At 39.9% G+C, this 25,859-nt stretch carries 23 protein-coding genes; 18 read left to right on the top strand and 5 right to left on the bottom strand.

Going from position 1 to position 25,859, the window contains the following annotated elements; all coding sequences use genetic code 11:
- Window positions 1-3,057, bottom strand: coding sequence for a SusC/RagA family TonB-linked outer membrane protein (locus COCH_RS03970; protein WP_041546671.1), 3,057 nt, complete (start codon window positions 3,055-3,057; stop codon window positions 1-3).
- Between the two features lie 195 nt (window positions 3,058-3,252).
- Here COCH_RS03970 and COCH_RS03965 point away from each other — a divergent pair, with 195 nt between their 5' ends.
- From COCH_RS03965 to COCH_RS03885, 17 genes are all read left to right on the top strand, one after another.
- Window positions 3,253-5,208, top strand: a complete 1,956-nt coding sequence (locus tag COCH_RS03965) for a multiheme c-type cytochrome (protein WP_015782031.1) — start codon at window positions 3,253-3,255, stop codon at window positions 5,206-5,208.
- Between the two features lie 136 nt (window positions 5,209-5,344).
- Complete coding sequence (locus tag COCH_RS03960) at window positions 5,345-5,704, top strand: DUF488 domain-containing protein (protein ID WP_015782030.1); 360 nt, start codon at window positions 5,345-5,347, stop codon at window positions 5,702-5,704.
- Between the two features lie 799 nt (window positions 5,705-6,503).
- Window positions 6,504-6,896: a 30S ribosome-binding factor RbfA gene (gene rbfA, locus COCH_RS03950; protein WP_002674172.1), complete on the top strand. Its 393-nt coding sequence runs from the start codon at window positions 6,504-6,506 to the stop codon at window positions 6,894-6,896.
- Window positions 6,897-6,937: 41 nt separating this feature from the next.
- A complete protein-coding gene (locus COCH_RS03945) occupies window positions 6,938-7,264 on the top strand; it encodes a virulence protein (RefSeq protein WP_015782029.1) in 327 nt (108 codons plus the stop codon).
- 1 nt (window position 7,265) lies between these two features.
- A complete protein-coding gene (locus COCH_RS03940; protein WP_015782028.1) occupies window positions 7,266-7,976 on the top strand; it encodes a Fic family protein in 711 nt (236 codons plus the stop codon).
- A 117-nt stretch (window positions 7,977-8,093) separates the two neighbouring features.
- Window positions 8,094-9,248 carry an ABC transporter permease gene (locus COCH_RS03935; protein ID WP_081433011.1) on the top strand — a complete coding sequence of 385 codons (1,155 nt, stop codon included), beginning with the start codon at window positions 8,094-8,096 and terminating at the stop codon, window positions 9,246-9,248.
- 71 nt (window positions 9,249-9,319) lie between these two features.
- Window positions 9,320-10,084 carry a type III pantothenate kinase gene (locus COCH_RS03930; protein ID WP_015782026.1) on the top strand — a complete coding sequence of 255 codons (765 nt, stop codon included), beginning with the start codon at window positions 9,320-9,322 and terminating at the stop codon, window positions 10,082-10,084.
- Window positions 10,085-10,090: 6 nt separating this feature from the next.
- The gene (locus COCH_RS03925) at window positions 10,091-11,371 is read left to right on the top strand and encodes a membrane protein (RefSeq protein WP_015782025.1); all 1,281 of its coding nucleotides are present in this window, start codon (window positions 10,091-10,093) and stop codon (window positions 11,369-11,371) included.
- Between the two features lie 14 nt (window positions 11,372-11,385).
- Window positions 11,386-12,729 (top strand): hypothetical protein, encoded by a 1,344-nt coding sequence (locus COCH_RS03920; protein WP_015782024.1) that lies wholly within the window; start codon window positions 11,386-11,388, stop codon window positions 12,727-12,729.
- A 5-nt stretch (window positions 12,730-12,734) separates the two neighbouring features.
- Window positions 12,735-13,307, top strand: a complete 573-nt coding sequence (gene lptC / locus COCH_RS03915; RefSeq protein WP_015782023.1) for an LPS export ABC transporter periplasmic protein LptC — start codon at window positions 12,735-12,737, stop codon at window positions 13,305-13,307.
- 14 nt (window positions 13,308-13,321) lie between these two features.
- Complete coding sequence (locus COCH_RS11355; protein ID WP_015782022.1) at window positions 13,322-13,504, top strand: hypothetical protein; 183 nt, start codon at window positions 13,322-13,324, stop codon at window positions 13,502-13,504.
- Window positions 13,504-13,722 (top strand): SemiSWEET family transporter, encoded by a 219-nt coding sequence (locus tag COCH_RS03910; protein WP_015782021.1) that lies wholly within the window; start codon window positions 13,504-13,506, stop codon window positions 13,720-13,722. The genes COCH_RS11355 and COCH_RS03910 overlap by 1 nt, the downstream gene beginning before the upstream one ends.
- Before the next feature lie 117 nt (window positions 13,723-13,839).
- Window positions 13,840-14,475, top strand: coding sequence for a peroxiredoxin (locus COCH_RS03905; protein WP_002674187.1), 636 nt, complete (start codon window positions 13,840-13,842; stop codon window positions 14,473-14,475).
- 132 nt (window positions 14,476-14,607) lie between these two features.
- Window positions 14,608-14,919 carry a thioredoxin family protein gene (locus COCH_RS03900; RefSeq protein WP_009409976.1) on the top strand — a complete coding sequence of 104 codons (312 nt, stop codon included), beginning with the start codon at window positions 14,608-14,610 and terminating at the stop codon, window positions 14,917-14,919.
- Window positions 14,900-15,157, top strand: coding sequence for a DUF6952 family protein (locus COCH_RS03895; RefSeq protein WP_002674192.1), 258 nt, complete (start codon window positions 14,900-14,902; stop codon window positions 15,155-15,157). The genes COCH_RS03900 and COCH_RS03895 overlap by 20 nt, the downstream gene beginning before the upstream one ends.
- Window positions 15,158-15,435: 278 nt before the next feature.
- Window positions 15,436-15,852 (top strand): CBS domain-containing protein, encoded by a 417-nt coding sequence (locus tag COCH_RS03890; RefSeq protein WP_009417089.1) that lies wholly within the window; start codon window positions 15,436-15,438, stop codon window positions 15,850-15,852.
- A gap of 680 nt (window positions 15,853-16,532) precedes the next feature.
- On the top strand, window positions 16,533-17,723 hold the full coding sequence (locus COCH_RS03885) for a DUF4595 domain-containing protein (RefSeq protein WP_015782020.1): 1,191 nt from the start codon (window positions 16,533-16,535) through the stop codon (window positions 17,721-17,723).
- Between the two features lie 217 nt (window positions 17,724-17,940).
- Here COCH_RS03885 and COCH_RS03880 read toward each other — a convergent pair whose 3' ends face one another.
- The 3 genes from COCH_RS03880 to COCH_RS03870 all read right to left on the bottom strand — a co-directional run bounded on the left by COCH_RS03880 (window position 17,941) and on the right by COCH_RS03870 (window position 24,057).
- Window positions 17,941-20,232, bottom strand: a complete 2,292-nt coding sequence (locus tag COCH_RS03880; RefSeq protein ID WP_015782019.1) for a TonB-dependent receptor — start codon at window positions 20,230-20,232, stop codon at window positions 17,941-17,943.
- A gap of 887 nt (window positions 20,233-21,119) precedes the next feature.
- Entirely contained in the window at window positions 21,120-23,384 is a 2,265-nt protein-coding gene (locus tag COCH_RS03875; RefSeq protein WP_015782018.1) for an NADP-dependent malic enzyme, read from the bottom strand.
- 145 nt (window positions 23,385-23,529) lie between these two features.
- Window positions 23,530-24,057, bottom strand: a complete 528-nt coding sequence (locus COCH_RS03870) for a hypothetical protein (RefSeq protein ID WP_015782017.1) — start codon at window positions 24,055-24,057, stop codon at window positions 23,530-23,532.
- A 205-nt stretch (window positions 24,058-24,262) separates the two neighbouring features.
- On the opposite strand from COCH_RS03870, the gene COCH_RS11915 reads away from it, so the two are divergent.
- A complete protein-coding gene (locus COCH_RS11915; RefSeq protein ID WP_143713215.1) occupies window positions 24,263-24,547 on the top strand; it encodes a hypothetical protein in 285 nt (94 codons plus the stop codon).
- 374 nt (window positions 24,548-24,921) lie between these two features.
- On the opposite strand, the gene COCH_RS03860 is transcribed toward COCH_RS11915, so the two are convergent.
- Window positions 24,922-25,797: a hypothetical protein gene (locus COCH_RS03860; protein ID WP_015782015.1), complete on the bottom strand. Its 876-nt coding sequence runs from the start codon at window positions 25,795-25,797 to the stop codon at window positions 24,922-24,924.
- Window positions 25,798-25,859: the final 62 nt, after the last annotated feature.

Below are 25,859 nucleotides of genomic sequence, written 5' to 3'. Positions count from 1 at the left end.
TTAAAAATTAACATCTACTCCTAAGGTAAATTGACGAGAAGGAGGATAGCCACCTGATGAAATAGCATTATTGTACTCAGGGTCTGCACCTTCGTATTTGGTAAGCGTAAAGATATTGCGGGCGGTAGCATATAAGCGTACTCCTTCAAAGAAATTCAATTGTTTGATAACTTCTTTTGGGAGACTATAGCTAAGGGTAATATTTTTCAAACGCATAAATGAGGCGTCTTGTATCATACGCGCATCCGATGAATTTACGAAAGTGGTAGTGTTTATCTTAGGGTGGCGGGTGTTATCACCTGGATTTTTCCAATAGTCTAATATTTTTCTACTTAGGTTGTGATCGCCAAACTGGTCAGGATTTTCGGTGTACTTCATATCGTAGTTCCACTTATATTTTTCTAACGAAAAAGAGAATGCCATATCGAGCGAGAAAGTTTTATAGCTGATATTCCAGCCGAATCCACCATTGATAGGAGCTTGCATTTTCTTGCCTGTGGTTTGTCCTAATTTACTAGAGTCGTAAGTAGTTGTTACTCTATTATCATCAGTTACTTGCTCCATACGGTCATCACCTGGTATGTAATACTCCATTTGTCCGGTGGTAGGGTTTACGCCTTTGGGAATAACGGCTGCCCATTCAAGGGCACGACCTAATTTATACCCTATTTCAGAAGAAGGAACCACATTAGAGGTTTTATTGCCAAAAAGAGCGGTTATTTCTTGCTTGTTATAGTTTACGTTGAAGTAAGGACGAATGCTCAAGTCTTGATTTTCACTTCTGTAGACTACTGATGAGAAAGTGAAGTCTATCCCACGGTTGCGCATACCCCCTGCATTGTCAAAGAATTGATTTTGCCCTGAAGTACTATTGAGCTCACGGCTTGAAATCATATCGTAAGTCTCGCGGTCGTAGTATTCTATATTGAAAGAAGTACCTCTATCAATCACAATATTAAGCCCTACAGTAGTTTTGCGTTGCTCTTCCCAACGTAGATCAGGATTACCCAAGCCACCTACTGTATAAGCTGTTTTACCTTGATAGAAATTGTCTGGTTTTATGGTAGTGATATGTTTGTAGCCTCCTAAGGCATTTCCTGAAAGCCCTGTACTGAAACGCAAATTGAGGTCTGAAAGCCATTTTACATCTTTCAAAAAGTTCTCTTGTTTGAGTTTCCACATCGCTCCTATTGCCCAGAAGTTACCGTAGTGGTTGTTCTTACCAAAAGCTGACGAACCATCACGGCGCATTGATAGGTCTAAGAAGTAACGAGTGTTATAAGAGTATTCTACTCTTCCGAAATAAGAATTGAAAGTACTTACAGTCTTTTGGTCTTCTATTCTTTTATCTTTACTACCGTGTCGGAGCATTGTTAGCCCTTCTGAAGGTTGTCCGAAAGTAGTAGCATCTAATTGTTTACTGCTATTTTCAACCGACTCTTGTCCTAATAACACATTGAAGCTATGTTTTTTGTTTTCTCCTAATAGGAAGCGATATTCTAACGTGTTAGTAATTGTTTTTCTGAGTGTACGACTGTTAGACACTGAAGTGTAAGGATTAGGGTCATCGAAAAACTTATAATCTATAAACGAAGGTAACTCTTTTAGTTCTGATTCGCCATACCCGTATTGTATCCCTCCTTGTGTTTTGAATATGAGGTTTTTAATAGGCTCTATAGAGACGAATCCCGAAGGCAAGAAGTCATCGGAAAAAGAGTTGCTAGGGTGTGTTTCGGCATAGTAGTCGGGGTGGTAGAAACCAGCTGAACGACTGGTGATGCCAGGGATATAGTTTTTGCGTCTACCATCTTCGTAAGTAGGACTGTAAAGTGGCAAAGCTATCACCTTAGGGGTGTTGAGGGTGGAACCTCCTTCGCGCTCGGTATGTCCTGCTGCAAATGAGAAGCCTGTTTTTAACCATTTAGTGATTTGGGTATTGATACTACCATTGACAGTATAACGACGGTAATCGCTGCGAGGTGCTGTAGAACCCTCTTGGCTGAAGTGCCCAAACGACAAATAATAAGTACTATTATTAGTACCTCCTGAAATAGAGACATCAGTACGTATCAACGGTACAAAATCTCTGAAAAAAACCTTATCCCAACGGGTATTGTAAGGATTATCGGCTAAGATTTTATCTGCTGACTGTCTCGCTACATCCTTGTTTGAACTGAACTTACCTACAGCCAAGTTTACTGCTTCAGGATTTTTTTCTATCCAAAAGTCCATATACTCGCGTGGGGTCATCATATCGTCAAAAAACTTACGGCTAGCGTTAGTAAGCGCTGTAAAACCGAGTTGGTGACTGATAGTTACGCTTGTACGCTCGTTATTACGCCCTTTTTTGGTGGTGATAAGTATCACCCCATTGGCGGCACGAGCCCCGTAGATAGAGGTAGAAGCGGCGTCTTTAAGTACCGTAATACTCTCTATATCGTTAGGGTTGAACCTGCTCATCACACTACTGCTTACCGCTATTCCGTCCATTATATAGAGAGGTTCTTGGGTTCTTTCGCCTCGTAGTGCGCCTTGGAAGTTGTTATACCCGTGGATAAGGATATCGCTATTGCTACCTGGGCGACCTGAATCGCTGGTTACCACTACCCCTGCTAATCGTCCTTGTAAGGCATCGGATACGCTGGCTACCGGAGCGGCACTCACATCTTTACCTTGTACTTGTGCCACTTGTGCAACGGTGCGACTGGCGAGCTTAGGAGCTCCATAGCCGGTAACCACCATCTCTTCAAGCTCTTGTACATCTTCTTTAAGCACTATGTCTAATCGTTTGGTGGAGGCAGTTATTTTTCTCTCTACTGTCTTCATTCCTAAGATCGAAAAACTCAATGTTTCTCCCACTTTGGTTTGGATAGTATAATTCCCGTCCATATCGGTAGCGGCACCGCGCTGGGTACCCTTGATTAATACCAATACACCTAATAAAGGCTCACCTTTTTCATCTTTTACAGTACCTGAAACCTCTATGTTCTGTGCTGTAACACTAAAAATTACCAGCAAGAAGAGAGCCCAAGAGTACAACATTCTCAGTTTTGTCATCTATATTTAATTTTGCGCAAAAGTAGTAAAAAGGTTTCAATAATGCAAGAGTTTTTAATATAAGTAATTACATTTGTTAATTTGTAATGTTTTAGGACTCTTTTATTGGTATTTTTAACCGTCTTATTCGTTGTATATTAAATATTGTTTTTGTACCTTTGCCCCGCTGTAAGAAAACCGCCTAAATGTTTCTTTATGTCGAAAAAACTATTGATAGCCCTTGCTGTTCTATTATGCCTTGTGGGTATTGTCTTTCTATTCTTCAAAACTACTAATCAGGAGGCGTATACCTCCGTAGAGGATATTAATAAAGAAACTCCTCAGGGCTACATAGGTTCGGCTTCCTGCAAGCAGTGTCACCTAAAAGAGTATAATGAATGGACGCTCTCCGACCATTACAAGGCAATGCAAATCGCTAACGATAGCACCGTACTCGGCAATTTCAATAACGTTACCTACACCGCCGATGGCATCACTTCTCGTTTCTTCAAGCGCGATGGCAAATTCTTTATCCATACACAAAGCGAAGATGGCTCTTACAAAGACTATGAGGTATTGTATACCTTTGGTTATTACCCCCTACAACAGTATATTACCGATTTTCCTAACGGCAAAAAGCAAGTCTTCCGTCAGTCGTGGGATAGCCGTCAAAACAAGTGGTTTCACCAATACGCAGGCGAGGTGATTCCCCCCGATGATTACCTGCATTGGACGCAAGCGGGACAGAATTGGAACCTAATGTGCGCCTCTTGCCATAGCACAAACCTGCAAAAAAACCTCAACCCTTATACCAACTCCTATCACACTACTTATAGCGAACTTACCGTAAGTTGTGAATCCTGCCACGGAGGGGCTAAAACGCACGCCGAGAGTAAGGGGAAAACTCGCACGTTTGTCCTTGCCTCGCAAACCCAAGAACTCAATGCCTGTATGCCTTGCCATACGCGTAGGGGAGAGGTAACCCAGCACCACGCTATGGTAACAGAGGTAATGGACGAATATCTGCCCGAAGTGCCCGTAACCGACCTTTATTTTCCCGACGGACAAGTGTTAGGTGAAAACTATAAATATTCGTCTTTCTTGCAAAGCAAAATGTATCACCAAAACGTGCGCTGTACCTCTTGCCATTCGCCTCACACAGGTAAGCTGAAAGCCGAAGGTAGCAAAGTGTGTTTGCAGTGTCACGCACCTAAGTACGCTTCTCAGGCACACACGTTCCATAAGGGCAACCCAGCCGAAACCGATTGCCGTGTGTGCCATATGCCTACCCGCACTTATATGGGCAACGATGTGCGTCACGACCACAATTTCTACGTCCCTCGCCCCGATTTGTCTGCTCAGTATGGCACACCCAACGCTTGCAATGCTTGTCATACCGATAAAACCGCAGGGTGGGCAGCCGAAGCTGTTGCCAAGTGGTACGGCAAACAGCGCAAACCGCATTTCGCCGAAAATCTTATTAAAGGAAGTAAAGGAAATATCACCGCACTCAGTAGTCTGTTAGAAGACAAAACAACCCCCGCCATTGTGCGTGCGGGAGCCATTCACTATCTGGGCAATCACCCTTCTGAAAAGAGCTTTGCGCTTATTAAAAAAGAACTCCACAATCCCGACCCACAAACGCGTTATCGTGCCGTGGTGGCTATTAGCGAATATCCTCTAAACCTCTATGAAAATGATTTGTTGCCCTTACTTACCGATAAGGTGAAGGCGGTGCGTATGCTCGCCGCTAATGCCTTGCTCACCCAAAAAGGATTAGAGGCTTGCAGGGTCTATAATGGATTTGAACAAGCACACCAAGAGTACAAGGAGTTTGTGCTCTCACAGTCCGATTTTCCATTAGGAAGTGCTACGGCAGGCGACTATTTTGTGAAGATAAACGATACCGATAACGCCATTCGTTTCTACGAGCGCGCTCTACTGAAAGACAAACAGCTGAACTACATTCGCCTAAACCTCGCCGTTCTTTACAGTGGCAAAGCCCAAAACGACAAGGCAGAAAGCTTCTTAAACGAAGCCTTGAAGTACGAACCCAAAAACGCCCAAATCTATTACGATTTGTATTTGCTCTACAACGAACTTGGGCGCGAGGCAGAAGCCAAAGTTGCGCTTAGTAAAGCCAAAGCCTTAGGATTTAAGGGTAGGTTTTAATCCTTAAAGCATACCGCTTACAATACTCCTACTGCTTACAACCAGCCCTTCTCCGCTTCTTAATCATTAATCATTAACCATTAATCACTAATCATTAAATCCTAATTGGTATATTTTTTGCAATGGTCTTGTTACTATGAAAATACAATTAAAACGCGTATACGAAGCAGAAAGCCCTGAGGACGGCTTTCGTATCTTAGCCGATAGGCTTTGGCCTCGTGGCATCAAAAAAGAAGCGCTTCATTTAGATTTTTGGGCAAAAGAGGTAGCTCCCTCCACAGCTTTGCGCAAACGCTATCATCAAGACGGCAAATTCGAAGATTTTAAAGCAGATTATACCCAAGAACTCTTGGCAAACCCCGCTTTTGCATCTTTCTTAGAGATGCTTAAACCTCATAAAGTAATCACCCTCCTCACCGCTTCCAAGCTGATTGAAAAAAGTGCCCTCCCCATACTCGAAGAGGCAATCTCCAAAAACTCCCTAAAAACCTCTTAAAATAACATTAGCCGAGTATCTGACTATCAATAGCCGAGTGTGTGTATAGAAGAATATTTTCCCCACATTACCTCCGACTTTCCGTCACTACATTCCCCCTTTGAAGGGGGCTAGGGGGATGTTTCTTTCGCTTCCCTGTCACTACATTCCCCCTTTGAAGGTAGCCAGCAAGAGATTTTCATCACATTTCCTTCGTCTTTCGTCTCTCGTCATTCGTCATTTCTTCCCTTTTCCATCATACTCCCCCCTAGTGCCTATGGCCTAAGGCCTAGTGCCTCTTCCTCTTTCTTTCGCCTCGAAACCCCGTTTTCACCATTTTTTACATCGCTGTATTATACTATTAATCAACCTCTTATATACCCTTCCTATACCAATCGTCCAAGATTCGTATAAGCTTCCTATAAGCTCTCTATAAGCTAACCCCACCCTTCTTACACCCTTTTTTCATCAAAATTCCTCTCAGCTCTCTTCCGTTCTTCTCCGTTTCCTTCCGAACGCACCTAATAGTCTCAACACGTCGCTTTTTCATCTCAAACTTTGCCCAAGTTTCAAACTTGGCAAAGTTGAATAAACTGACAATAGCTCCGCTGGTTCACAAGGCGTAGCCTTGATTTTGTTTAAAATTTGTTTAATTTCTGAGGCACAGCCTCATTCCTCTAACACAACCTCACAACCCATTTACCAATTCTCTCATTTCCTCATTCTCTCATTTTCTAATTTCCTAATTTTTACCGCTCTTTTGGCATTTTTGGTATTATCAGTATTATTCCCTATCTTTGCACCATAAATAAACAAACTAATGGAAAACAACAGACAAAAGAAAATAGCAGGCATTATTCAAGAAGAATTAGCCAAAGTGTTGCAGCAATCCATACGCGATGCAGGGCAACAAAACCTACTCATCTCGGTAACCAAAGTAAATGTAACCGTCGATTTATCGGTAGCCAAGGTGTACCTCAGTGTATTCCCAGAAGCAAAGGCTGCTGAGGTGCTCAAAGGCGTAACCTCCAATGCGCCCCTCATCAAGCACGAACTGTCGCAAATCACCAAACACCAATTCCGTCGTATGCCCGAGTTGTATTTTTATATCGACGATTCTTTGCAATACATCGAAGGTATTGAGCAATCCCTCAAAGAGGAAGAAAACCCCATCGAAAACCGAGACTTGCTCTACAAAAGAAAAATGACGTAAAAATATTAAAAATAAAAGTTTGCTAATTTAACCTGCAAAAAATGGAAAACCAAAAAGGAGAAATCTTATTCTATCAGCGAGAAGATGGTTCAGCCCAAATAGATGTAAGACTCGAAGAGGATACCGTATGGCTTACACAACAATTAATGGCTGAGCTTTTTAACACTTCCAAACAAAATATAAGTTTACACATTCAGAATATATTTGAAGAAGGGGAACTTATACCCGATTCAACTGTCAAGAAATTCTTGACAGTTCAAAAGGAAGGTCCCCGAGATGTTAGAAGACCCTCAAAGGCAATGGAGGAGGTAATTTTAGAGAGTTTAAAAGTATTAGAAAAGAACACAGCTAAATTATTAAAGAAATAAAATGCTTTTAAAACAATTATTACAAGAGAAAGAAACAAAGCTAAAGGGCGGTATTTATCACCGCACTCAAATAGATTTTTGCTATAATTCCAATCATATAGAAGGTAGCCAGCTCACACACGAACAAACGCGCTATATTTTCGAAACCAATACCATTGGCATTACAGAACAAGCGGTAAAAATTGATGATATTCTCGAAGCTATTAATCATTTTAAGGCTTTTGATGCAATGTTGGAATGCGCTACTGAACCTCTTACCCAAGAGATGATTAAAACCTTTCACAGCATTCTCAAAGCAGATACTTCCGATAGCAATAAAGATTGGTTTGCCATAGGCGACTATAAGAAACTACCTAACGAAGTAGGAGGCAATGCCACCTCTCTGCCTGAAAATGTAGAACAGGAAATGACCGCTTTGTTAGTCGATTACCACCAAAAACAAACCAAAACCTTTCGTGATTTGGTCGATTTTCATTGGCGTTTTGAAACCATTCACCCCTTTCAAGACGGCAACGGACGCATAGGGCGTTTGTTGCTCTTTAAAGAATGTTTAGCTAACAACATAGTGCCTTTTATCATTACCGAACAACTCCGTTGGTTCTACTATCGCGGGCTACAAAATTGGCAACAAACAGAAGGCTTTTTGCTCGATACTTGCTTAACAGCACAAGATGAGTACAAGGCAGTAATGGCGTATTTTAGAATTTGCTAATTCCCAAATTTTGCCTTTTTGCTAATTACTCCATACCTTTGCACTTTTCATTAACCACTAACCATTAATCACTAATCATTAACAATGACTTCTATTTTCTACATAGCAAGGCGTTATATGTTCGCCAAAAGTTCGCAGAACGTTATCAACATCATCAATAGGGTTACGGCTTTTGTGGTAGTGTTGGGCGGTGCTGCCCTCTTTATTGTGCTCGCCGGCTTCGCAGGTCTCAAAAACTTTACGCTTTCCTTCTCCTCTACTTTCGACCCCGACCTAAAAGTGTTTCCTAAAACAGGCAAATACCTATCACTCACCAATCAAGATACGCTCAAATTAAGCCAACTCTCATCGGTAGTACACTTTACCAAAGTGTTAGAAGAACAGGTGTTTCTCACTCACAACCAAAAAAACCACATCGCCTATATCAAGGGAGTAGATGCTGAGTACCCCAAAGTAAACGATGTCGATAGTATCCTCGTGCTGGGCAATTGGGAGCTCTCACCTCCCAGTGTGATAGTGGGCGCTACTATTTTCAATAATCTCGGTTTAAATCTCCTCGATGGTTCTTCCCCTCTACAAATAGTAGTTCCCAAGGCAGGCAAAGGCAGTATCTTAAACGACCCAATGCCCTACCGTCAAGCCTTTTCAGTAGTACAAGGCATCTACCAACTCACGGAAGAATTAGATAAGAAATACGTATTTTCATCATTAGACGAAGCCCAATTCTTATTGGGGCTAAGTAAGGGTCAGGTCTCAGCGATAGAAGTGAAATTAGCTCCAAATGCTGATGAAAAGCAAGTCGTCGAACAGCTCTCACAACTCTTTCAAGAGCCCGTAGTAGTGAAAAACCGCGCACAGCTAAACGATGCGCTTTACCGTATGCTCAATACCGAAAATATAGCGGTGTATCTGATTTTCATTTTGGTGCTCATCATTGCACTTTTCAACCTCGTAGGTGCTATCATTATGATGATACTCGACAAGAAAGACGACCTGCAAACGCTCTATGCACTCGGTATGAACGAAAAACAAATGCGACAGATATTCTTCTGGCAAGGCACGATGGCATCGGTAATCGGCGCTCTGATAGGCATTGCCTTAGGCGTTGCGGTAGTCCTCTTACAACAACATTTCCAGTTTGTAATGATAAGCCCTACCTTAGCCTACCCTGTCGCCATTACTCCTTTAAATGTACTCATTGTATTGGCTACGATTGTAGTTTTGGGCGTTTTAGCCTCTTTAGTAGCTTCCTCACGAGTACGAGTAAAATAAAAAGAAATAATAGACCTTCTTTTTTTGGCGCAATTATTGCAGGATAATCACACACCCAATGATTTTTGAAAATGAATTTAATAATAGACGAAGGTAATACGTCCATAAAAGTAGCGCTGTTCAAAAAAGGAATACAAACATTCTTTCTTTCCTTTGCCAAAGACGGTTTTCAAGAATCTTTTTTAAGCAAAGTACCTTTAAACGAGGTAACTCATTGCATCATCGCTTCGGTGGTAACAGAAGTTAAAGAGCGTTTCTCTTTCTTAGAACAACTCCTGCCAGATGTGTTATACCTCACAGCTGAAACCCCTGTGCCTTTCGTCAATAAGTATGCAACCCCTCACTCGTTAGGTATCGACCGTTTGGCTCTGGTAGCAGGTGCGGTGACACGTTTTCCCAACCGCAACGTACTCATTATCGACGCGGGTACCTGCATTACTTTTGATATAGTTACCGATAGAAAAGAGTACCTCGGGGGAGCTATCGCCCCAGGGATAGCAATGCGCCTAAAAGCGATGCACCATTTCACTTCCAAACTGCCATTAGTATCCGAACAGTTTTTTGATACTGAACAGTTTATAGGAAATACTACCGAAAGCTGTATGCTCTCAGGTGTCTATCACAATGTGGCGTGCGAAATCGAGGGAGTGATTAAAAAATACGAAGCAAAATTCCCTTCGCTTATCACTATTTTAACAGGGGGTAATCAAAATTATTTGCAAGAAAGAATAAAAAATCAGATATTTGCAGGCTCATACGTGTTGCTCGAGGGGCTCAATGCCATCTTAGAATATCAAACAAAAGAAGGAGAGGCACACGTTACTAATATTGGATAAATATTTATGAACAAGAAACTAATCACACTTATTAGTGCTTTATTTACAACCGTTTACGTGAGTTTTGCGCAACAAACTACTGAGTCGCCTTACTCTTTTTACGGAGTCGGTGAACGCAATTTTAACGGTATAGCCGAGGAAAGTGCTATGGGCGGAATTGGTGTTTATGCCGATTCTACTCGTATCAATATGCAGAATCCTGCCTCACTTTCACACTTAAAATTCACCGCTTTTTCAGCCGGATTTACAATGCAAAGCAAAAATATTGTTACAAATGAAACAAAAATAGGTACTAAATCCTCCGCCTTCGATTATTTTACACTCGGGTTCCCTATTCTCGAAAACTTTGGGGTATCGTTTGGGTTGGTGCCTTACTCATCGGTAGGTTATAAACTGAAGCACACCACAAGCGAAACAGTAAATCAGTTTGAAGGAAAAGGAAATGTGAATCAGTTTTTTCTTTCCTCTGGGGTAAAGATATTTGGCGGATTCAGTTTAGGAGCTTCTTTCCGTTATAACTTTGGAACCATTGATATGACCGACCTCTTGCAACAAAAAGATGTACAATTCTATACCCAAGAGTTTAGCAAATCACGCCTAAAAGGAGGTGCTTTTAACTTAGGTTTGTATTACGAAGAGACTTTGAAACACCGCTTGCGTTTGTATACCTCATTGGTATATACACCACAAAGCAAACTGTCTTCTGAAAACCAACGCAATATCTCTACCTTAGGCTATGTAACAGGAAATAACAGGCGTTCCGCACCACAATTGGCAATACGCGAAACACGTGCTTTAGATTTAGAAGCCTTAGGGCTCAAAAATACCTCACTCACCTTACCCACTCAAATAGAGTTTGGATTAGGTTTAGGAGAACACCAAAAATGGTTTACAGGGATTGAATATACCTATGCGAATACAAAAGCATTTTCAAATCCGTTCCTTACTACCACCAATGTCAGTTATACCGACGGATACAAAATAGCCTTAGGAGGTTTTTGGATTCCTAACTACAATTCCTATTCAAGTTACTGGAAAAGAGTAACCTACCGTATAGGTTTGCGCTATGAAAATACAGGAATTGTGCTCAATAATCAAAACATAAACGACTTTGGCACGTCTTTTGGACTTAGTTTACCCGTAAAAGGATTTTCAAATCTTACCCTTGTGGGAGAATACGGCATAAGAGGTACTACCTCAGCCAATTTAGTAAAGGAAAATTATTTCAACTTAAAAATAGGTTTCACTTTAAACGATAAGTGGTTCCAACGAACAAAATATCAATAAAAAACAAACAAAGAATGAGAAGAAGAATTTTATTAGCCACAGTAGTTGCAAGTTTCTTTTATGTTGCCTATGCACAAGCACAAGATTGCAAAAACAACGAAGAATTAAAGCAAAAACTCTCTATATTTAGTGAGTATGCCAAAGCCAAAAATTACAAAGAGGCTTATCCTGTATGGAAGGAAGTATATACCCAATGCCCTTCTTTACACTATGCTACCTTTGCCTATGGCGAACGCATCTTGCAAGACAAAATGAATACAACCACAGGTGCTGAAAAGACTCAAAATGCTAAAGAATTGTTACAACTCTACACCGATTATAACAAAACATTCCCTACGCGTCTTTCAGCTACTGAAATGCGTATTCGTCAAGCCCTCTTGATGTTCGATGAAAAAATAGGAACAGATAAAGAGATTTACGATCTTTTGCATAAAGCCTTTACCGAAGATAAAGCTAACTTTAAAAACGAAAAGGCTCTGTATTTGTACTTCTCTGAATTAGTTTCTTTACACGAAAAAGGACAAAAAGAATTGCAAGAAGTATTCGATGCTTATGATAACGTATCCGATAAGATTCAAGACGAAAAGAATGAGCTTTCTGAAACTATCAACAAGTATTTAGCTCAAGAAGAAGCAGGTACTCTTAGCGAAAAGGACAAAAGGCTCTTGGACGGTTGTCGTAAACGCGTAGATAACTACGAAACTATTGCAGAGAGCGTAGATGCTAAACTCGGTCAGCTTGCTGATTGTAAAAACCTTATTCCTCTTTACACCAAGAACTTTGAGGCAAATAAGAACAATGAAGAATGGTTACGCCGTGCAGCAGGTAAAATGTCCGATAAAGATTGTACCAAAGACCCTCTATTCGTGAAAATCGTAACCTCATTGCACAACGTAAAACCGTCAGCAAACTCAGCTTACTATTTAGGGGTAATGAATGACAAAGCAGGAAATTCTGCCAAAGCTATTCAGTATTACAATGAGTCAGTGAACTTAGAGACAGATAACTTTAAGAAATCAAAATTGCTCATTCGTATTGCCTCTAAACACAGTAAAGCACAAGCGGTTGCCTATGCTCAAAAAGCACTTTCTTACAACCCTTCAAACTCCGATGCTTATCGTATTATGGCGCACGCCTACGCAAGCTCAGCTAATGAATGTGGTAGTACTCCTTTTGAAAAAAGAGCCGTATATTGGTTAGCTGCCAAAACTGCTCGTAAAGGAGGTTTGGAAAGTTTAGCTGCTCGTTACGATGCTTTAGCTCCTTCAAAAGTAGATGTATTTGAATCTGGTTTAGCAGGTAAAAACATTACTTTTAAATGCTGGATAGGACAATCTATCACAGTGCCACGTTTGTAATTCATATGAAGGTATTGATTTTAGATATTACGAAAAGTATTGCCGTACTAATGAGTATGGCAATGCTTTTTTCGTGTAATAACGATATGCGCAATCTCCAACAGCTGAGCATTCAAAAGAAATTCCCGCAAGGAGAAGCCTTTGATTTTAAACTCGTATACACCGATTCTACTAAGGTGGTTGCTGTTGTTACCAGTAAATTAAATAAAGATTTTACCAATCAGCGTATGCCGTACTCTGAATTCCCAGAAGGGGTGAAAGTAGAGTTTTACGACCAAGCACGACATAAAAATATCGTAGAAGCTAACTACGGCATTATCTATCCGAGCTCCGATATGGTAGAACTGCGCGACAATGTAGTACTCACTACTTATGACGGTAAGAAGCTAAAAACATCTCAGCTCTTTTGGGACCAAAAAGAAGATTGGATTTTTACCGATAGAGAATTTAGTTTTACCGATGAAACTAAAGGTACTGTTACTAATGGTATAGGTATGGATTTCGACAAGAAATTTTCGACTGTAAAAGCGCATAAAACTACAGGTATCTTAGCTATTGAAGATAACGAAGAAGAATAACAATATAAAATAATATGAACGCACGTATATTTTTTGAATATGCCTATTTGGCAATCGCTCTTTACTGTGCCTATGAAGTTTATAACTTGTGGGGCACTGTTGACCGCACTCAGTGGTATTTGTACATCGCCTTTGCTTTGGGAGCCTTGGCAATGTTTTGGTTCAGACGTCAAACCCGACTTAAACGCAAAAAATAATGATTGATATTATTGGTTATGCTGCTTCACTATTTGTGGTGCTCAGCTTTTTGATTAAAGATAACCTTGTGTATATACGCCTTACTAATTTGGTGGGGTGTGCTCTCTTTGTTGTTTACGGTTTCTTAATCAATAGTATTCCAGTGATACTGCCTAACAGCTTTTTAATAATAGTACAAATAGTATATATTTGGCGAGAATTACGCAAGAAGAAATAAAAGAACTTTCTTGCATAATTATTATTTATCTTCATATAAAATCTTTCAATAAAAAAACGTTTCTTCCTATACAAAAACACCCTACTTTTGCACCCGTAAAACAAAACACAATATTATATGTCATTTGTAGGAAAACAATTCCCCAATATCGAAGTGAATGCTATGAGCGACCTTGGGGATACATTCAAAATAAACGTGCTTTCAGAAGCAGTGAACAACAAAAAGAAAGTTCTCCTTTTCTGGTATCCTAAAGATTTTACCTTTGTATGCCCTACTGAGCTTCACGCTTTCCAAGAAGCTTTGGCTGAGTTTGAGAAACGCAATGTGAAAGTAATAGGTGCTTCTTGCGATACTCCCGAAGTACACTTTGCTTGGCTCAATACTCCTAAAAACAATGGAGGTATAGAAGGCGTAACTTACCCTATCCTTGCTGATAGCAACCGCAACCTCGCTCGTATTTTAGGTATTCTCGACTCTCGTGAAATTTACGACGAAACAGCTGATGCTTATCTTCTTGAAGGTGATGATGTAACTTTCCGTGCTACTTATCTTATCGATGAAACGGGAAAAGTATTTCACGAAAGTATTAACGATATGCCATTAGGACGCAATGTAAAAGAATATCTGCGTTTGGTAGATGCTTATACTCACGTACAACAACACGGTGAAGTATGCCCTGCTAACTGGGAAGAAGGTAAAGAGGCTATGCACGCCGACCGCAAAGGAGTAGCCAGCTACTTGGCTTCTCACTAAAAAGTAAACAACACTCTTATAGATAACTTGATCATTGTAAGGAACTCATTCTCCCCCTCTTCTCTTTGCGAGAGGGGGGATGAGAATGAGAAAATCACACACTAAAAAACTCATCACTATTTTATTTTTATAATGACAGAACTTACCCAAGATAACTTGCAAGAAATAATAGCCTCTAACCCTCTTGTATTCGTACAATACGGCGCAGGATGGTGTGGTAATTGCAAGATAATGAAACCAAAGTTTAAAAAGTATGCCAGCGAAACTCCTAATGCTACTTTTATTTATGTAGATGCAGAAGCTTTCGCAGAGTCGCGCAAATTAGCCAAAGTAGATAATTTGCCTACCTTCGCTGCTTTTAAAAACGGTACTTTGGTGAACCAAATACAAACGAATAAAGCCGAACTCTTAAAGCTATTTATAGATGAGATTACCGGTAATTAAACACATCGTTCAATTTATTGAGACAAACGACCAAGATTACGTAAATGAGACAGTAGAAACGCTCGAAAATCTCATAGAATGTGAGCAACTCAAAGATGAGGAGCTGGACGTAATAGGCGAATTGCTCTCGAACTTCTACGGAGCTATCGAGGTAGACAATATGATTAAACAAGGTACTCCACAGAAAGACGCCCTTAACAGCTTTATGAAGCGTGTAGTAGGGTCTATTGACAAGTAAAATTATTATTATTTCTTTCACTAACTAGAAACGAAAGAGCCGTTCAGAGATGTCTGAACGGCTTTTTCTATTTTATATACTCCCAAAGGTAAGACGAAGAAAGATTAGACCGACACAACATCAGTTTGAGTTAAAATAACCTGTGAAAGCTCGGGAGTTAAGGTATGTTAGAACGTTAAATATTTGTTAAACACTTTGCTTTATATCTCTTTTATAACTACCTTTGTAGGGTAATTTAACTACAAAACGGAATTATTCATTTTAAAAACGTATATATTATGAAACAAAGAGTACCTGTATCACAAATTATGAGTAAGGAGTTAGTAACTCTTACTCCTACTCAATCGCTTTATGAGGCTGAGCGACTGTTTAAGAAGCATAATATTCGCCATATTCCTGTGGTGGAAGGAGATAAGCTTATAGGTATCGTAAGCTATTCTGACCTTTTGCGCATTAGTTTTGCTGATATGACTGATGGCGAAGAGGAGGTTACTTCGGTGGTGTATGATATGTATACTATTCCGCAAATTATGGCTAAAACACCTCTTACGGTGAGCGCTGATACCTCGATTAAAGAAGTGGCTGAAATACTAGCCGACCAAAGTTTTCACTCTATACCGGTGGTAGATAATGGCAAGTTAGTGGGATTGGTTACAACCACTGACCTTATTAAATATCTTTTGGAACAATACTAAGTGCGAGCCATACAGACGGGGAAAAATTAGAAAATTAGAAAATGAGAGAATTAGAAAATGGGGTACGAAGTTAAGTTAGAGAAATGAGGCTGTGCCTCAGAAATTAAACAAATTTTAAACAAAATCAAGGCTACGCCTTGTAAAACAGCGGAAGAGATTAACTTTGCCAAAGTTTGAAACTTTGGCAAAGTGTGTACTCCTAAAAGTGACACATCTAAGGAAGCGGAAAGAAACGGAGAAATTCAAAAGGTAGTTGAGAGAGATTTTGGTGAAAAAAGGCTGTAAGGAGGGTGGGGGTAGCTTATAGAGAGCTTATAGGAAGCTTATACGAATCTTGGACGATTGGTATAGAAGGGGTATGTAAATAGTTGATTCATACCATAATACAACAAGGCTAAAAATGCCAAAAACGAGGTTTCGAGGCGAAAAAAATCGCTCCTTATAAAGGAGCTGAGGTATTGCGGAGTGCTTTGAAAGTAGGGAAGAATAGCTATACTATTTTTATAAAAAAAGCGACTCAAAAATGAGTCGCTTTTTTGATTCTCGGCTATGAGCTCTCATTGACTTCCTCGCTACCCTCAGCTGTCCTCATTTCTAACAACTAACTACTAATGAATAAAATTTGCTGATTAACAATTTATTATTACTTTTGCATCTAAATTCATAAAATATTACATTCAATGAAAAAAATTTTATTCAGTATCGCAGCAATAGCAATGCTTGTAGGCTGTGGCAGTAAAGACGATGATACTCCTCCTAATGGCGGTAATGGCAATGGCGGTAATGGTAATGGTACTACTACCCCTACCACTCAAAACAACTATTTACCTGCTAAAAAAGTAAAGGAGATTGTTTCTAACTTTATTGAAGTTAAAAACAGAGATTACAATGGTAATGACCCAGCTCCGTCTATTTCAAGTGTTTTACAACCTACTCTCAATAGACAAGAGTTTGTATTGAAAATGGTTCGTTTTCTGTATGAGTATGACAATCAAGGGAGAATCAAAAAGATTACTACCAAAGAAGAGGGAGAGAATGATATCGTAAAAACATTTGATTATAAGGCTACCTCTGTAAAAATTACAGTACCTAACGAAGATACAGGGGTTATAGAAACCGTAGAATGGGGGCTTAATGCAGCAGGGAATGTATTGGCTTTAGGGACATACGACAGCAAACAACGTTTAGCAAATGTTAACGATGTAGGTGTTTTTGAGTGGACCAATGATAATTTGACCAAAATCATTGAGAAGAAAAATAGAAATGGTAAAGTCATTACTTATGGGAGTAAGCTTAGCTACGGCAATGAGTTGAACAAAAATAAGTTTTTGATGTACAACTTTGAAGGGGATGCTGTGAGTAGCTATATGCAGTATTTTAATTTTCAAATAGGTTGGATACAGGGGGTAGCTCCTAAGAACTTGCTAAAACAAGTGGTTTTAACAAAAGAGGAAGCTCCGTTAAATTATATCTGTAACTATACTTATACTTTTGACAACGATGGTTTTGTAAAGACTATTAACGAAACCCGAAATGCAAGAGCTGGTAGTAATACAGGTCTTGGTTATTTTACTGATGCTGATTATTTAACAAAATTAAACACACTTATTACTAACATTCAAAATGGTACTGAGAAAAGCAGAGAGTATCGATTGGTAAGTGATAAAGACGATGAAAAAGTGTTTGATATTATTATCCCTATAAAAGTAGAGAAAGATAAGAATGGTAAAACTATCGACTTAACAGTGAATAAAGTAGCTCGCCACACTTTCAAACTTAAAACTAAAAATGGAACACAAGTAATAGATAATATTGGTATTGATATTAGTTATAACAGTGATATGACTACTACTTATCAGTTGAATTACTAATATTTGTAACAAAGTTTCCAATATACAAATAATGAAAAAGCGACTCCTTTTTGAGTCGCTTTTTTGTATCTTAGAAGAGTGTTTGCAAAATGCCCCTACAAAAACGATATAAATATAACTATTCATCAGTTTATTTAACTTTGGCAAAGTGTGAAACTTTGGCAAAGGTCGTAGCACGACACGCTTTTAGAAAATTTGGTAAGGTTGATAACGAATACTAAATCTTTACTTTCAAACCTACAAACACGGTGCGAGGTAGCGAAGGACCATAGATGTAATCGGCGTCGCGTTCAGCACCTTTGTCGAAATCTTTTTGATATTGGTTGAAGAGGTTTTTGATACCACAACTTACTTCTAAGGGGAAGAAGCTCGGGAATTTAAATTCATAAGCGGTGTTCACACCTACGTCCCACATTGCGGGAGTGGTCTCCAAACGCGTATCAGGAATATAGCCTTTTAAGTGAGTGGTTTTCATACTTCCTGTATATACGGTTACAAAGTTGATATCCCAATTAGGGCGTGGTTTATAGGTTGCCATCAGGTTGCCATACACACTTGGCGTGCGGAGAATTTCATCAGTATAGACGTTTTCTTCGGGGTTTTGCACACTATTGTATTTAGAACTTTGGATAGTGGTGGCGAGTTGTACCATAAATTTGGGATTGGGACTATATTTCACTTCTATATTTACTCCCTTCACTACGGCACCATCGGAATTGCGTTTCTCACGGATAGGCAATCCGTTTTCTAAACCTGCATCTTCATAAGTAAAACGATCGTGCAAAGCTGTATAAAACCCTTCAATCATCGCTACAAATTGGTGGTTGTCGTGAGCGTGGTTATACTCAAAAGAAGCGGTAAAGCTATCGGAGGTCTCTTTTTTAAGATTATCGGCGAGTTTTACGCGTCGTGCTTCACCTCCTTGCAATTCGCTGTGTACATCTTCTGAATAGAAGAAAGGCGCTCTAAATCCTCTTGAATACGAACCCCGAGCAATGAAATTCTCATCGATATTGTAGAGCACGCTCGCACGAGGGTTGAGCGCTGTAACACTTTTCTTCATTATATCGGAATTGACATTGTCGAATCGGACACCCCCGAGCACTTTGATTTTGGGAGAGATACGCCAATCGGCTTGAGTGAAGAGACCAAATGTATTCGCTTTTTGGTTTACGGCAAGCACATTAGGATTCTGACGCTTTTCGGCTATCTTGTCGTATTGATATTCGGCGCCTGACGTCCATTGCAAATTGCCGTTGCCCGTAGGCAAATAAGCCGTATGCTGTCCGCCGAGTAACCATATGTTTTCTTTAGTAACGCCATAGTTGCCAGAAGAGGCTACTATATCGGTGCCATCGAAGCTGCCGTAATAGTTATCGGCGCGAGTGCGTTCGGCACTGGTATAGGCGGTGAACTTATGGTTATAAGCAGGAGAAAAGTAGTCGAAACTTGCATTACCCCCTAACATTTGCGTGCGAATGCTCTCGGCAAGGTCAGCAAGGTGTTCGGGTTCGTCGAGTTTATTACCTCCGCGACGGTTTTCGTTGCTCACGTTCAGTTCGGCGGTGAGCTTATGACGGTCGGTGAAATCGTTAAAGAGTTTTGCTCCTGCATTGAGGTTGCGCAAACGAGTGATTTCGGTAAAATCATCGCCATTATCGTCGTAAGACTGACGTGTGCGTTGCATAGCGTGGAAAGAGATACCGCGCATATAGTTCTCGCTCACGAGAGAACCGTTGAAAGCACTCACCACATCGGCTGATTTACCGCCTATGAGGTTGCCCACAATACCTGCTTGTGCCTCGTTTTTGGTAGGGTTTTTAGTAATCACGTTGATAGTTCCGGCAATGGCATTAGAGCCAAAAAGCGCTGAGCCACCTCCACGGATTACCTCTATGCGCTCAATCATATTGGCAGGGATTTGGTCTAAGCCATACACACCATTGAGCGAGCCAAAGATAGGACGGCTATCGATGAGGATTTGGGAATAAGCACCCTCTAACCCATTGATGCGCACTTGGGAAGTACCACAGTTCTGACAGTTTACTTCGGTGCGCAAACCCGGTTGGAATACCAGACCTTCCATCAAGGTATGAGCTTTGACGTTTGCTAGTTCGCGATTGGTAGTAACACTCACCAGTACAGGTGCGTCCTTACGGTTTTCTTTGGTTTTGGTAGCTGTTACGACCACTTCTTCCATTCCGACTACATCTTCTTTGAGAGAGACATCTTGAGAGAGGGTCTCTTCTTCTGTGATAACCACTTTATCGTTATAAGGAATATACCCCAACGAACGCACTTTTAGCCTATATTCGCCAGCGGGTAAGGAAAGAGAATACTGACCATTGCGGTCGGAGGTTGTCCATTTTTTGAAGGTTTTACCTTCGAGTTGGACAGTTACGGCTTCTAAGGGCTGCCCCTCCGCCGTGATAGTACCTTTGATAGTACCTTCCTGAGAGAAACTCAAAATACTAAAAGCTAAAGAGATAGCTAATAAAAAAGTTTTCATATATTACTAATATCATTATTTTAGGGCAAAGGTAGTATATTTTTAGATACTACAAAAATAAATTAAAAATTATTTTTAGGTTAAAGTAAAAATAATTACGCTATGAACATTAGAGGTTGAAAATCAACGGTAGTTGTTTACATTTTGCGAAATACACCTTGTGTGTGGTTACATCTATGTTAGCCGATTATAAACGTTCCTCCCTATTCACATACTCAGCTACGCCAGCTCGCTGACTTCCTTCAAAGGGGGAAGTAGCGATGCTTATCATACACGAAGAACATAACTCTTAATAAAACAATATACTATTTTTCTTCAACTCTTAATTCGCTTTGTACATATCGAACTGAGTTATAGTTGATAATTTTGCGCAATTGCTCTGTGAGACCTCTGACGGACTTTAAATAAACTTTAAACGGAACTACAGTGGGTTTTTAGTGGCTCTACAGTGGCTCTACAGTGGCTCTACAGTGGCTCTACAATAAATTACAATTGAAGATTAATTGAGTTTATGAAGAAAATAGGGGGCTTTGCTACTATACTTTGGAGTAACGTAGGTTTGATGTAAGAGAAGTGTGACTTACGCTACAGAAATCTTACAAATCTTTACAAATCGGACAAATAGATAGCAAACTTTCTGGAAATCTCGCACGGATTGCACGGATTACACGAATTTAGCAGAGATGATTTTTTTGTAAAACATTATCGTTTCACGGATTACTCAGCTAAAGCTGAGTAATTTCACGGAACAGTAACGGGAAGCAATTGTAAATAGATGCTGTATAAAAAAGGCTGTTCAATAATATTGAACAGCCTTTTTTATAATATGAAAACAATATTTTTTTATTGTTTATATAACTTTGCACTAATTGTCTGTGCGACTCGTACTATTTTTGTTGAGCGTCAATTATTGCAAGGGTAGCGAGATTTACCATTTCGTCGACAGTAGAACCGATAGTGGTGATGTGAATAGGTTTAGAAAGACCTAAAATCACAGGGCCTATGGTGTCTAAGTGTTGGGTTTCTTTGAGGAGCTTGTAACTGATATTCGCCGCTTCGAGGTTAGGGAAGATGAGTACATTAGCCCCTTTGCCCTTGTTGAGCTTAGAGAACGGATAGGTCTTAGCAATCTTCTCAGGATTGAGAGCAAAATCGGCTTGGATTTCACCATCGACTACTAAATCGGGGTGGTGCTTGTGGAGGTAAGCTACTGCCTGACGCACTTTCAGGCTACTTTCGGATACTGCCGAACCAAAGTTAGAATACGACAACATCGCTACCGAAGGTTTTAAGCCGAAGAACTTCACGGCACGTGCGGTAAGCAAGGCGATGTTAGCCAACTCTTCGGCAGTAGGGTCGATATTGATAGTAGCATCTGAAAGGAATAAAGGCCCCTGTTTGGTGAGCATAATGCTGGTGGCAGCGATACGCTCTACACCTTCGTCCTTTTTAATGATTTCGAGTGCCGGACGAATCGCATTAGGATAAGCGTGAGAGTAACCAGTAATCATTGCATCGGCTTGACCGGTTTCTACGAGCATCGTACTAAAGTAATTGCGCTCGCGCATTAGGCGTTCGGCTACTTCGTAGGTGATACCACGGCGTTCGCGCAGTTTCCAATAATGCTTTACAAACTTCTCACGACGTGCTTTTTCGGCATCACTTTTGGGGTCGATTACATCTACACGACCGGTGAAACCTATTTCGTATTTGAGCGCTTTTATCACTTCTTTATTACCCAAAAGCACAGGAATACCGATACCATCTTCATAAATGCGTTGAGCAGCTTTAAGCACTTCTATTTGGTCGGCTTCAGCAAATACTACGCGTTTAGGATTTCGTTTGGCACGGTCTTGCAATAGGCGTATTTCTTTGCTACCTACACCAATCCTGTCCATTAGTTCGCCTTTATAGGCTTCCCAGTTAGTAATAGGTTTTTGTGCTACACCTGATTCCATAGCGGCTTTGGCAATAGCGGGCGGTACTTCGTATATCAAACGAGGGTCGAACGGTTTAGGAATAATATAGTTACGACCAAAGGCAAGATTTTCACCTCCGTATACCAAACTTACTTGCTGAGGTACAGTTTTCTTGGCAAGATCGGCGATAGCATGTACCGCAGCGAGTTTCATCTCTTCGTTGATTTTAGTAGCGCGAACGTCCAACGCTCCGCGGAAGATATAAGGGAAACCGAGCACGTTGTTCACTTGGTTAGGGAAGTCGGAGCGACCTGTTGCCATAATGATATCTTTGCGGGTTTGGATAGCCAAATCGTAATCGATTTCAGGAATAGGGTTTGCCATTGCAAATACAATAGCGTCCTTATTCATAGAGAGCAACATCTCGGGGGTGAGTACATCTCCCTTAGAAAGACCGATGAACACATCAGAACCTTTTACCGCTTCTTCGAGAGTGCGAAGGTTGCGGTCGGTAGCAAATTCGGCTTTTTGTTCGGTGAGGTTAGGAGCGTCTTTACGAATCACACCCTTACTGTCGCACATTACGATGTTCTTAGGGTTGGCACCCAAAGCCACGTACAAGCGTGTACAAGAAATAGCAGCGGCTCCTGCGCCATTTACTACTATCTGCGCTTTGGCAATATCCTTACCTACTATTTCTAAGGCATTGACAAGAGCTGCTGCCGAGATGATAGCTGTACCGTGCTGGTCGTCGTGCATTACAGGGATATCCAATTCCTCTTTTAGGCGACGTTCAATCTCGAAAGCCTCAGGTGCTTTGATATCTTCGAGGTTGATACCCCCGAAGGTAGGAGCAATAGCTTTTACGGTTTCTACGAACTTATCGACATCGGTAGCATCTACTTCGATGTCGAACACATCGATACCTGCAAAGATTTTGAAGAGCAAACCCTTTCCTTCCATTACAGGTTTAGAGGCTTCAGCACCTATATCGCCTAAACCGAGCACGGCAGTACCGTTGGAAATTACGGCTACGAGGTTGCTCTTGGCAGTATACTTATAGGCGTTGCTTTTATCTTCGGCAATTGCCAAGCAAGGTTCGGCTACTCCAGGAGAGTAAGCCAACGCGAGGTCGTGTTGTGTAGAATGTTTTTTGGTAGGCACAATAGCGATTTTACCAGGTTGTGGAAACTCGTGATAATGTAGTGCCTCTTCTTTTTTTCTTTGATCCATTTGATTTAGGTAAGAGGTAAGAGGTAAGAGGTAACAGCATTTGTTACCTAATTACGTGTTACCTATTATTTGTTTAGGGGGCAAAGGTAATAAATAATTACGAATGACGAATGAGGAATAGTGAGAAAGTTATTTAATTTAGATTTTATATGGTCATTTTAGTAATTTCCTTTGCTTCAATGGTAACGCTATCGCCTAATTGTAAGGCTTTTTTATACCAATATTTTTTAGGTTTGTCTTCACTATCCATACACTCGGTAGCTACAAAATCTACAAATATTTCACACTTGTCTTTATCATTTAGCAACGTAGCAATCAAATGAATACTTCCTTTCCTTATATGAGCAGAAAGCACCTCTTCTCCAACTATCACTTCAAGACCTATGTTTGAAGGAACTTTGACAAAGTTTTCTCTATTAGCTCTATTTTGAAGAGAAGTCGCAATTTCATTACTAGTAAGTTCTATAACTTTTACAGTAATGGTATTGTTTATAGGTAATTCCTCATCTAACCAAACTGTATGGCTGTCAGTCTCTTTATCGTATCCTCCAAAATTAATAGCTAAATAATTTCGGTCATCTAAAGCTAACCGTTCTATAATAACAGAGATAACTCCATCTTGAATTCCTCCTACAAGAGATTTTTTATTAATGATAACTTCAAATCCTATCATTGGCAATTCTAATTTCTTTGTACAATACAATTCTATGGTTTATTATTCATTATTTAGGGCATACATAACCAATACCTAACCAGACATTACTGTCTTTAACATCTATTTCCACAAAAGAGAGGAAAAGGAAGAAAACCAATAACCCTAAGTTTAATTTTACTTTATTTTTTATGTTAATTATAATATTTAATATAACTCTGTATGGTTGTATATAAAAATAGCCCCTATAATCATCGTTGTAAATAATATACCTACCGATACGACAAACACTGTATCAATCGGGAAAAAGCGTCTTCCTATCTCAAAGGGGAGTACTCCTGATAAGAAAACAAATAAAAAGCAAATAATAGGCTTGATTTCTTTCTTTTTAAAGAGAGCTTTTTGTTGGTATATCCTTTTACAGGAAGGACAAGTTATAGTTCCTTTTGTAGAGGTACAAAAAGTTTTAAAACCAATATGTGTATTACAAGCTGGGCATTCCATTGGTTAAATGTTTTTAGTTTTAAGACGATGCAAAACTACAAAAAAAATCTGTTTTTTCTTTTCTCTTTTATGTCTAGAACATTCTTTGATAAAGCACAAACTTTCTTAAATTCCTTCTTATTTATAAAATATATCTAGGATTTATCTATTAGGCTGGATACTTATTACTTTTATAAGGGCATTAGAAATGATATAAACCAGCAGTGCAAATACAACAAGATTTATTGATAAGACAAATAAATTCTTTTTTAAGGAAGGGTAGGTTAGTTAACTTCCTTCAATCATTTTGTTGTCTGTGATTTCATTGAGCTTTTCGAGAGCTTGCACATATTGAGTCACACCAACTTTCCTCACCGCAAAACTATTTGCTTGGAGTTCTTATTATTTCTTCATCATCTTTGCTGAAAATATAAAAATAAGTAGTACAATCACTCCCATTACCCACCAAAGGAGTTGCTGATGAGATTTTTCGGCAGGAGTGGAAGATGCTTTTACAGAAGCGCTTTCTGTTTTGGGTTGTTTGAGGACTTCGCCATATTGCAATTCGGTGAGTTGTTTGGGGATATCGGTTATGAAGTGCTCTATATCATATTCGGGGGTGTAATCATCTTCTTTGCCATAAGCTAAATAATAGGTGCGATTAGGGTCTAAAAAACGAGCTGCTAAGGTATAACGTATTGCATATACTACGACTTCGCTAATAGGAAGAGGTTCGTTATCTCCGTTTTCTATTATTATTTGTCCGTATTTCACAAGAATATCATCAAAGGAGAAGGTATTATTGGTTTTAGAACTAAGAGGCGCTTCTCTTAAATCGTAAGAACAATAACTATCACAACGCTTTTGCGCATACGATTCGGTAACAGAAGTAGCGAGATTTAGCTTCCTGTAATAATCATAAGAGGCTTGAGGGACAACGCGTATCTTACAGATGCGAAGAGCCTGAGGCAGACTGAAGTTTATGTAACTGCATTTGGTTTCTTTACTGTTTATTACTGAGAAATTGACCTTGTGCTTTACGATATTATTAGTGTCGATTACTGTATAAGGGACTTCGATAGTATCAGTAGCCGATACGCCATAAATACGGAGGTCTGTGCCATAACTTTGAAATTGTGCAAAGGTATGGTCGGGTAAAATGAGTTTATGCCAAGCGTTCCCCTTTACACCTTTCAGTTCTTGCTTATAGGTGTAAGAAGAGAGTTGTGCATAAGTTGTAGCAGTTAGGAGTGTAAAGAGCAAAAGAAAGCGTTTCATATCATTGCTTATTAAAATATCTGTGCAAAGATAGCCTGTTTTAACTAAAAAAGCAAATGTTT

The sequence above is a fragment of the Capnocytophaga ochracea DSM 7271 genome (assembly GCF_000023285.1).
GTDB classification, from domain to species: Bacteria; Bacteroidota; Bacteroidia; order Flavobacteriales; family Flavobacteriaceae; genus Capnocytophaga; species Capnocytophaga ochracea.
Note: the sequence above shows the minus strand (reverse complement) of the source record. Positions and strands in the feature narration are given on the sequence as shown.

Bases quoted from the DNA above. Each gene is read 5' to 3' on its own strand.
- COCH_RS03970 (WP_041546671.1), bottom strand. From the start codon at position 3,057: ATGACAAAACTGAGAATGTTGTACTCTTGGGCTCTCTTCTTGCTGGTA.
- COCH_RS03965 (WP_015782031.1), top strand. From the start codon at position 3,253: ATGTCGAAAAAACTATTGATAGCCCTTGCTGTTCTATTATGCCTTGTG.
- COCH_RS03960 (WP_015782030.1), top strand. From the start codon at position 5,345: ATGAAAATACAATTAAAACGCGTATACGAAGCAGAAAGCCCTGAGGAC.
- rbfA (WP_002674172.1), top strand. From the start codon at position 6,504: ATGGAAAACAACAGACAAAAGAAAATAGCAGGCATTATTCAAGAAGAA.
- COCH_RS03945 (WP_015782029.1), top strand. From the start codon at position 6,938: ATGGAAAACCAAAAAGGAGAAATCTTATTCTATCAGCGAGAAGATGGT.
- COCH_RS03940 (WP_015782028.1), top strand. From the start codon at position 7,266: ATGCTTTTAAAACAATTATTACAAGAGAAAGAAACAAAGCTAAAGGGC.
- COCH_RS03935 (WP_081433011.1), top strand. From the start codon at position 8,094: ATGTTCGCCAAAAGTTCGCAGAACGTTATCAACATCATCAATAGGGTT.
- COCH_RS03930 (WP_015782026.1), top strand. From the start codon at position 9,320: ATGAATTTAATAATAGACGAAGGTAATACGTCCATAAAAGTAGCGCTG.
- COCH_RS03925 (WP_015782025.1), top strand. From the start codon at position 10,091: ATGAACAAGAAACTAATCACACTTATTAGTGCTTTATTTACAACCGTT.
- COCH_RS03920 (WP_015782024.1), top strand. From the start codon at position 11,386: ATGAGAAGAAGAATTTTATTAGCCACAGTAGTTGCAAGTTTCTTTTAT.
- lptC (WP_015782023.1), top strand. From the start codon at position 12,735: ATGAAGGTATTGATTTTAGATATTACGAAAAGTATTGCCGTACTAATG.
- COCH_RS11355 (WP_015782022.1), top strand. From the start codon at position 13,322: ATGAACGCACGTATATTTTTTGAATATGCCTATTTGGCAATCGCTCTT.
- COCH_RS03910 (WP_015782021.1), top strand. From the start codon at position 13,504: ATGATTGATATTATTGGTTATGCTGCTTCACTATTTGTGGTGCTCAGC.
- COCH_RS03905 (WP_002674187.1), top strand. From the start codon at position 13,840: ATGTCATTTGTAGGAAAACAATTCCCCAATATCGAAGTGAATGCTATG.
- COCH_RS03900 (WP_009409976.1), top strand. From the start codon at position 14,608: ATGACAGAACTTACCCAAGATAACTTGCAAGAAATAATAGCCTCTAAC.
- COCH_RS03895 (WP_002674192.1), top strand. From the start codon at position 14,900: ATGAGATTACCGGTAATTAAACACATCGTTCAATTTATTGAGACAAAC.
- COCH_RS03890 (WP_009417089.1), top strand. From the start codon at position 15,436: ATGAAACAAAGAGTACCTGTATCACAAATTATGAGTAAGGAGTTAGTA.
- COCH_RS03885 (WP_015782020.1), top strand. From the start codon at position 16,533: ATGAAAAAAATTTTATTCAGTATCGCAGCAATAGCAATGCTTGTAGGC.
- COCH_RS03880 (WP_015782019.1), bottom strand. From the start codon at position 20,232: ATGAAAACTTTTTTATTAGCTATCTCTTTAGCTTTTAGTATTTTGAGT.
- COCH_RS03875 (WP_015782018.1), bottom strand. From the start codon at position 23,384: ATGGATCAAAGAAAAAAAGAAGAGGCACTACATTATCACGAGTTTCCA.
- COCH_RS03870 (WP_015782017.1), bottom strand. From the start codon at position 24,057: ATGATAGGATTTGAAGTTATCATTAATAAAAAATCTCTTGTAGGAGGA.
- COCH_RS03860 (WP_015782015.1), bottom strand. From the start codon at position 25,797: ATGAAACGCTTTCTTTTGCTCTTTACACTCCTAACTGCTACAACTTAT.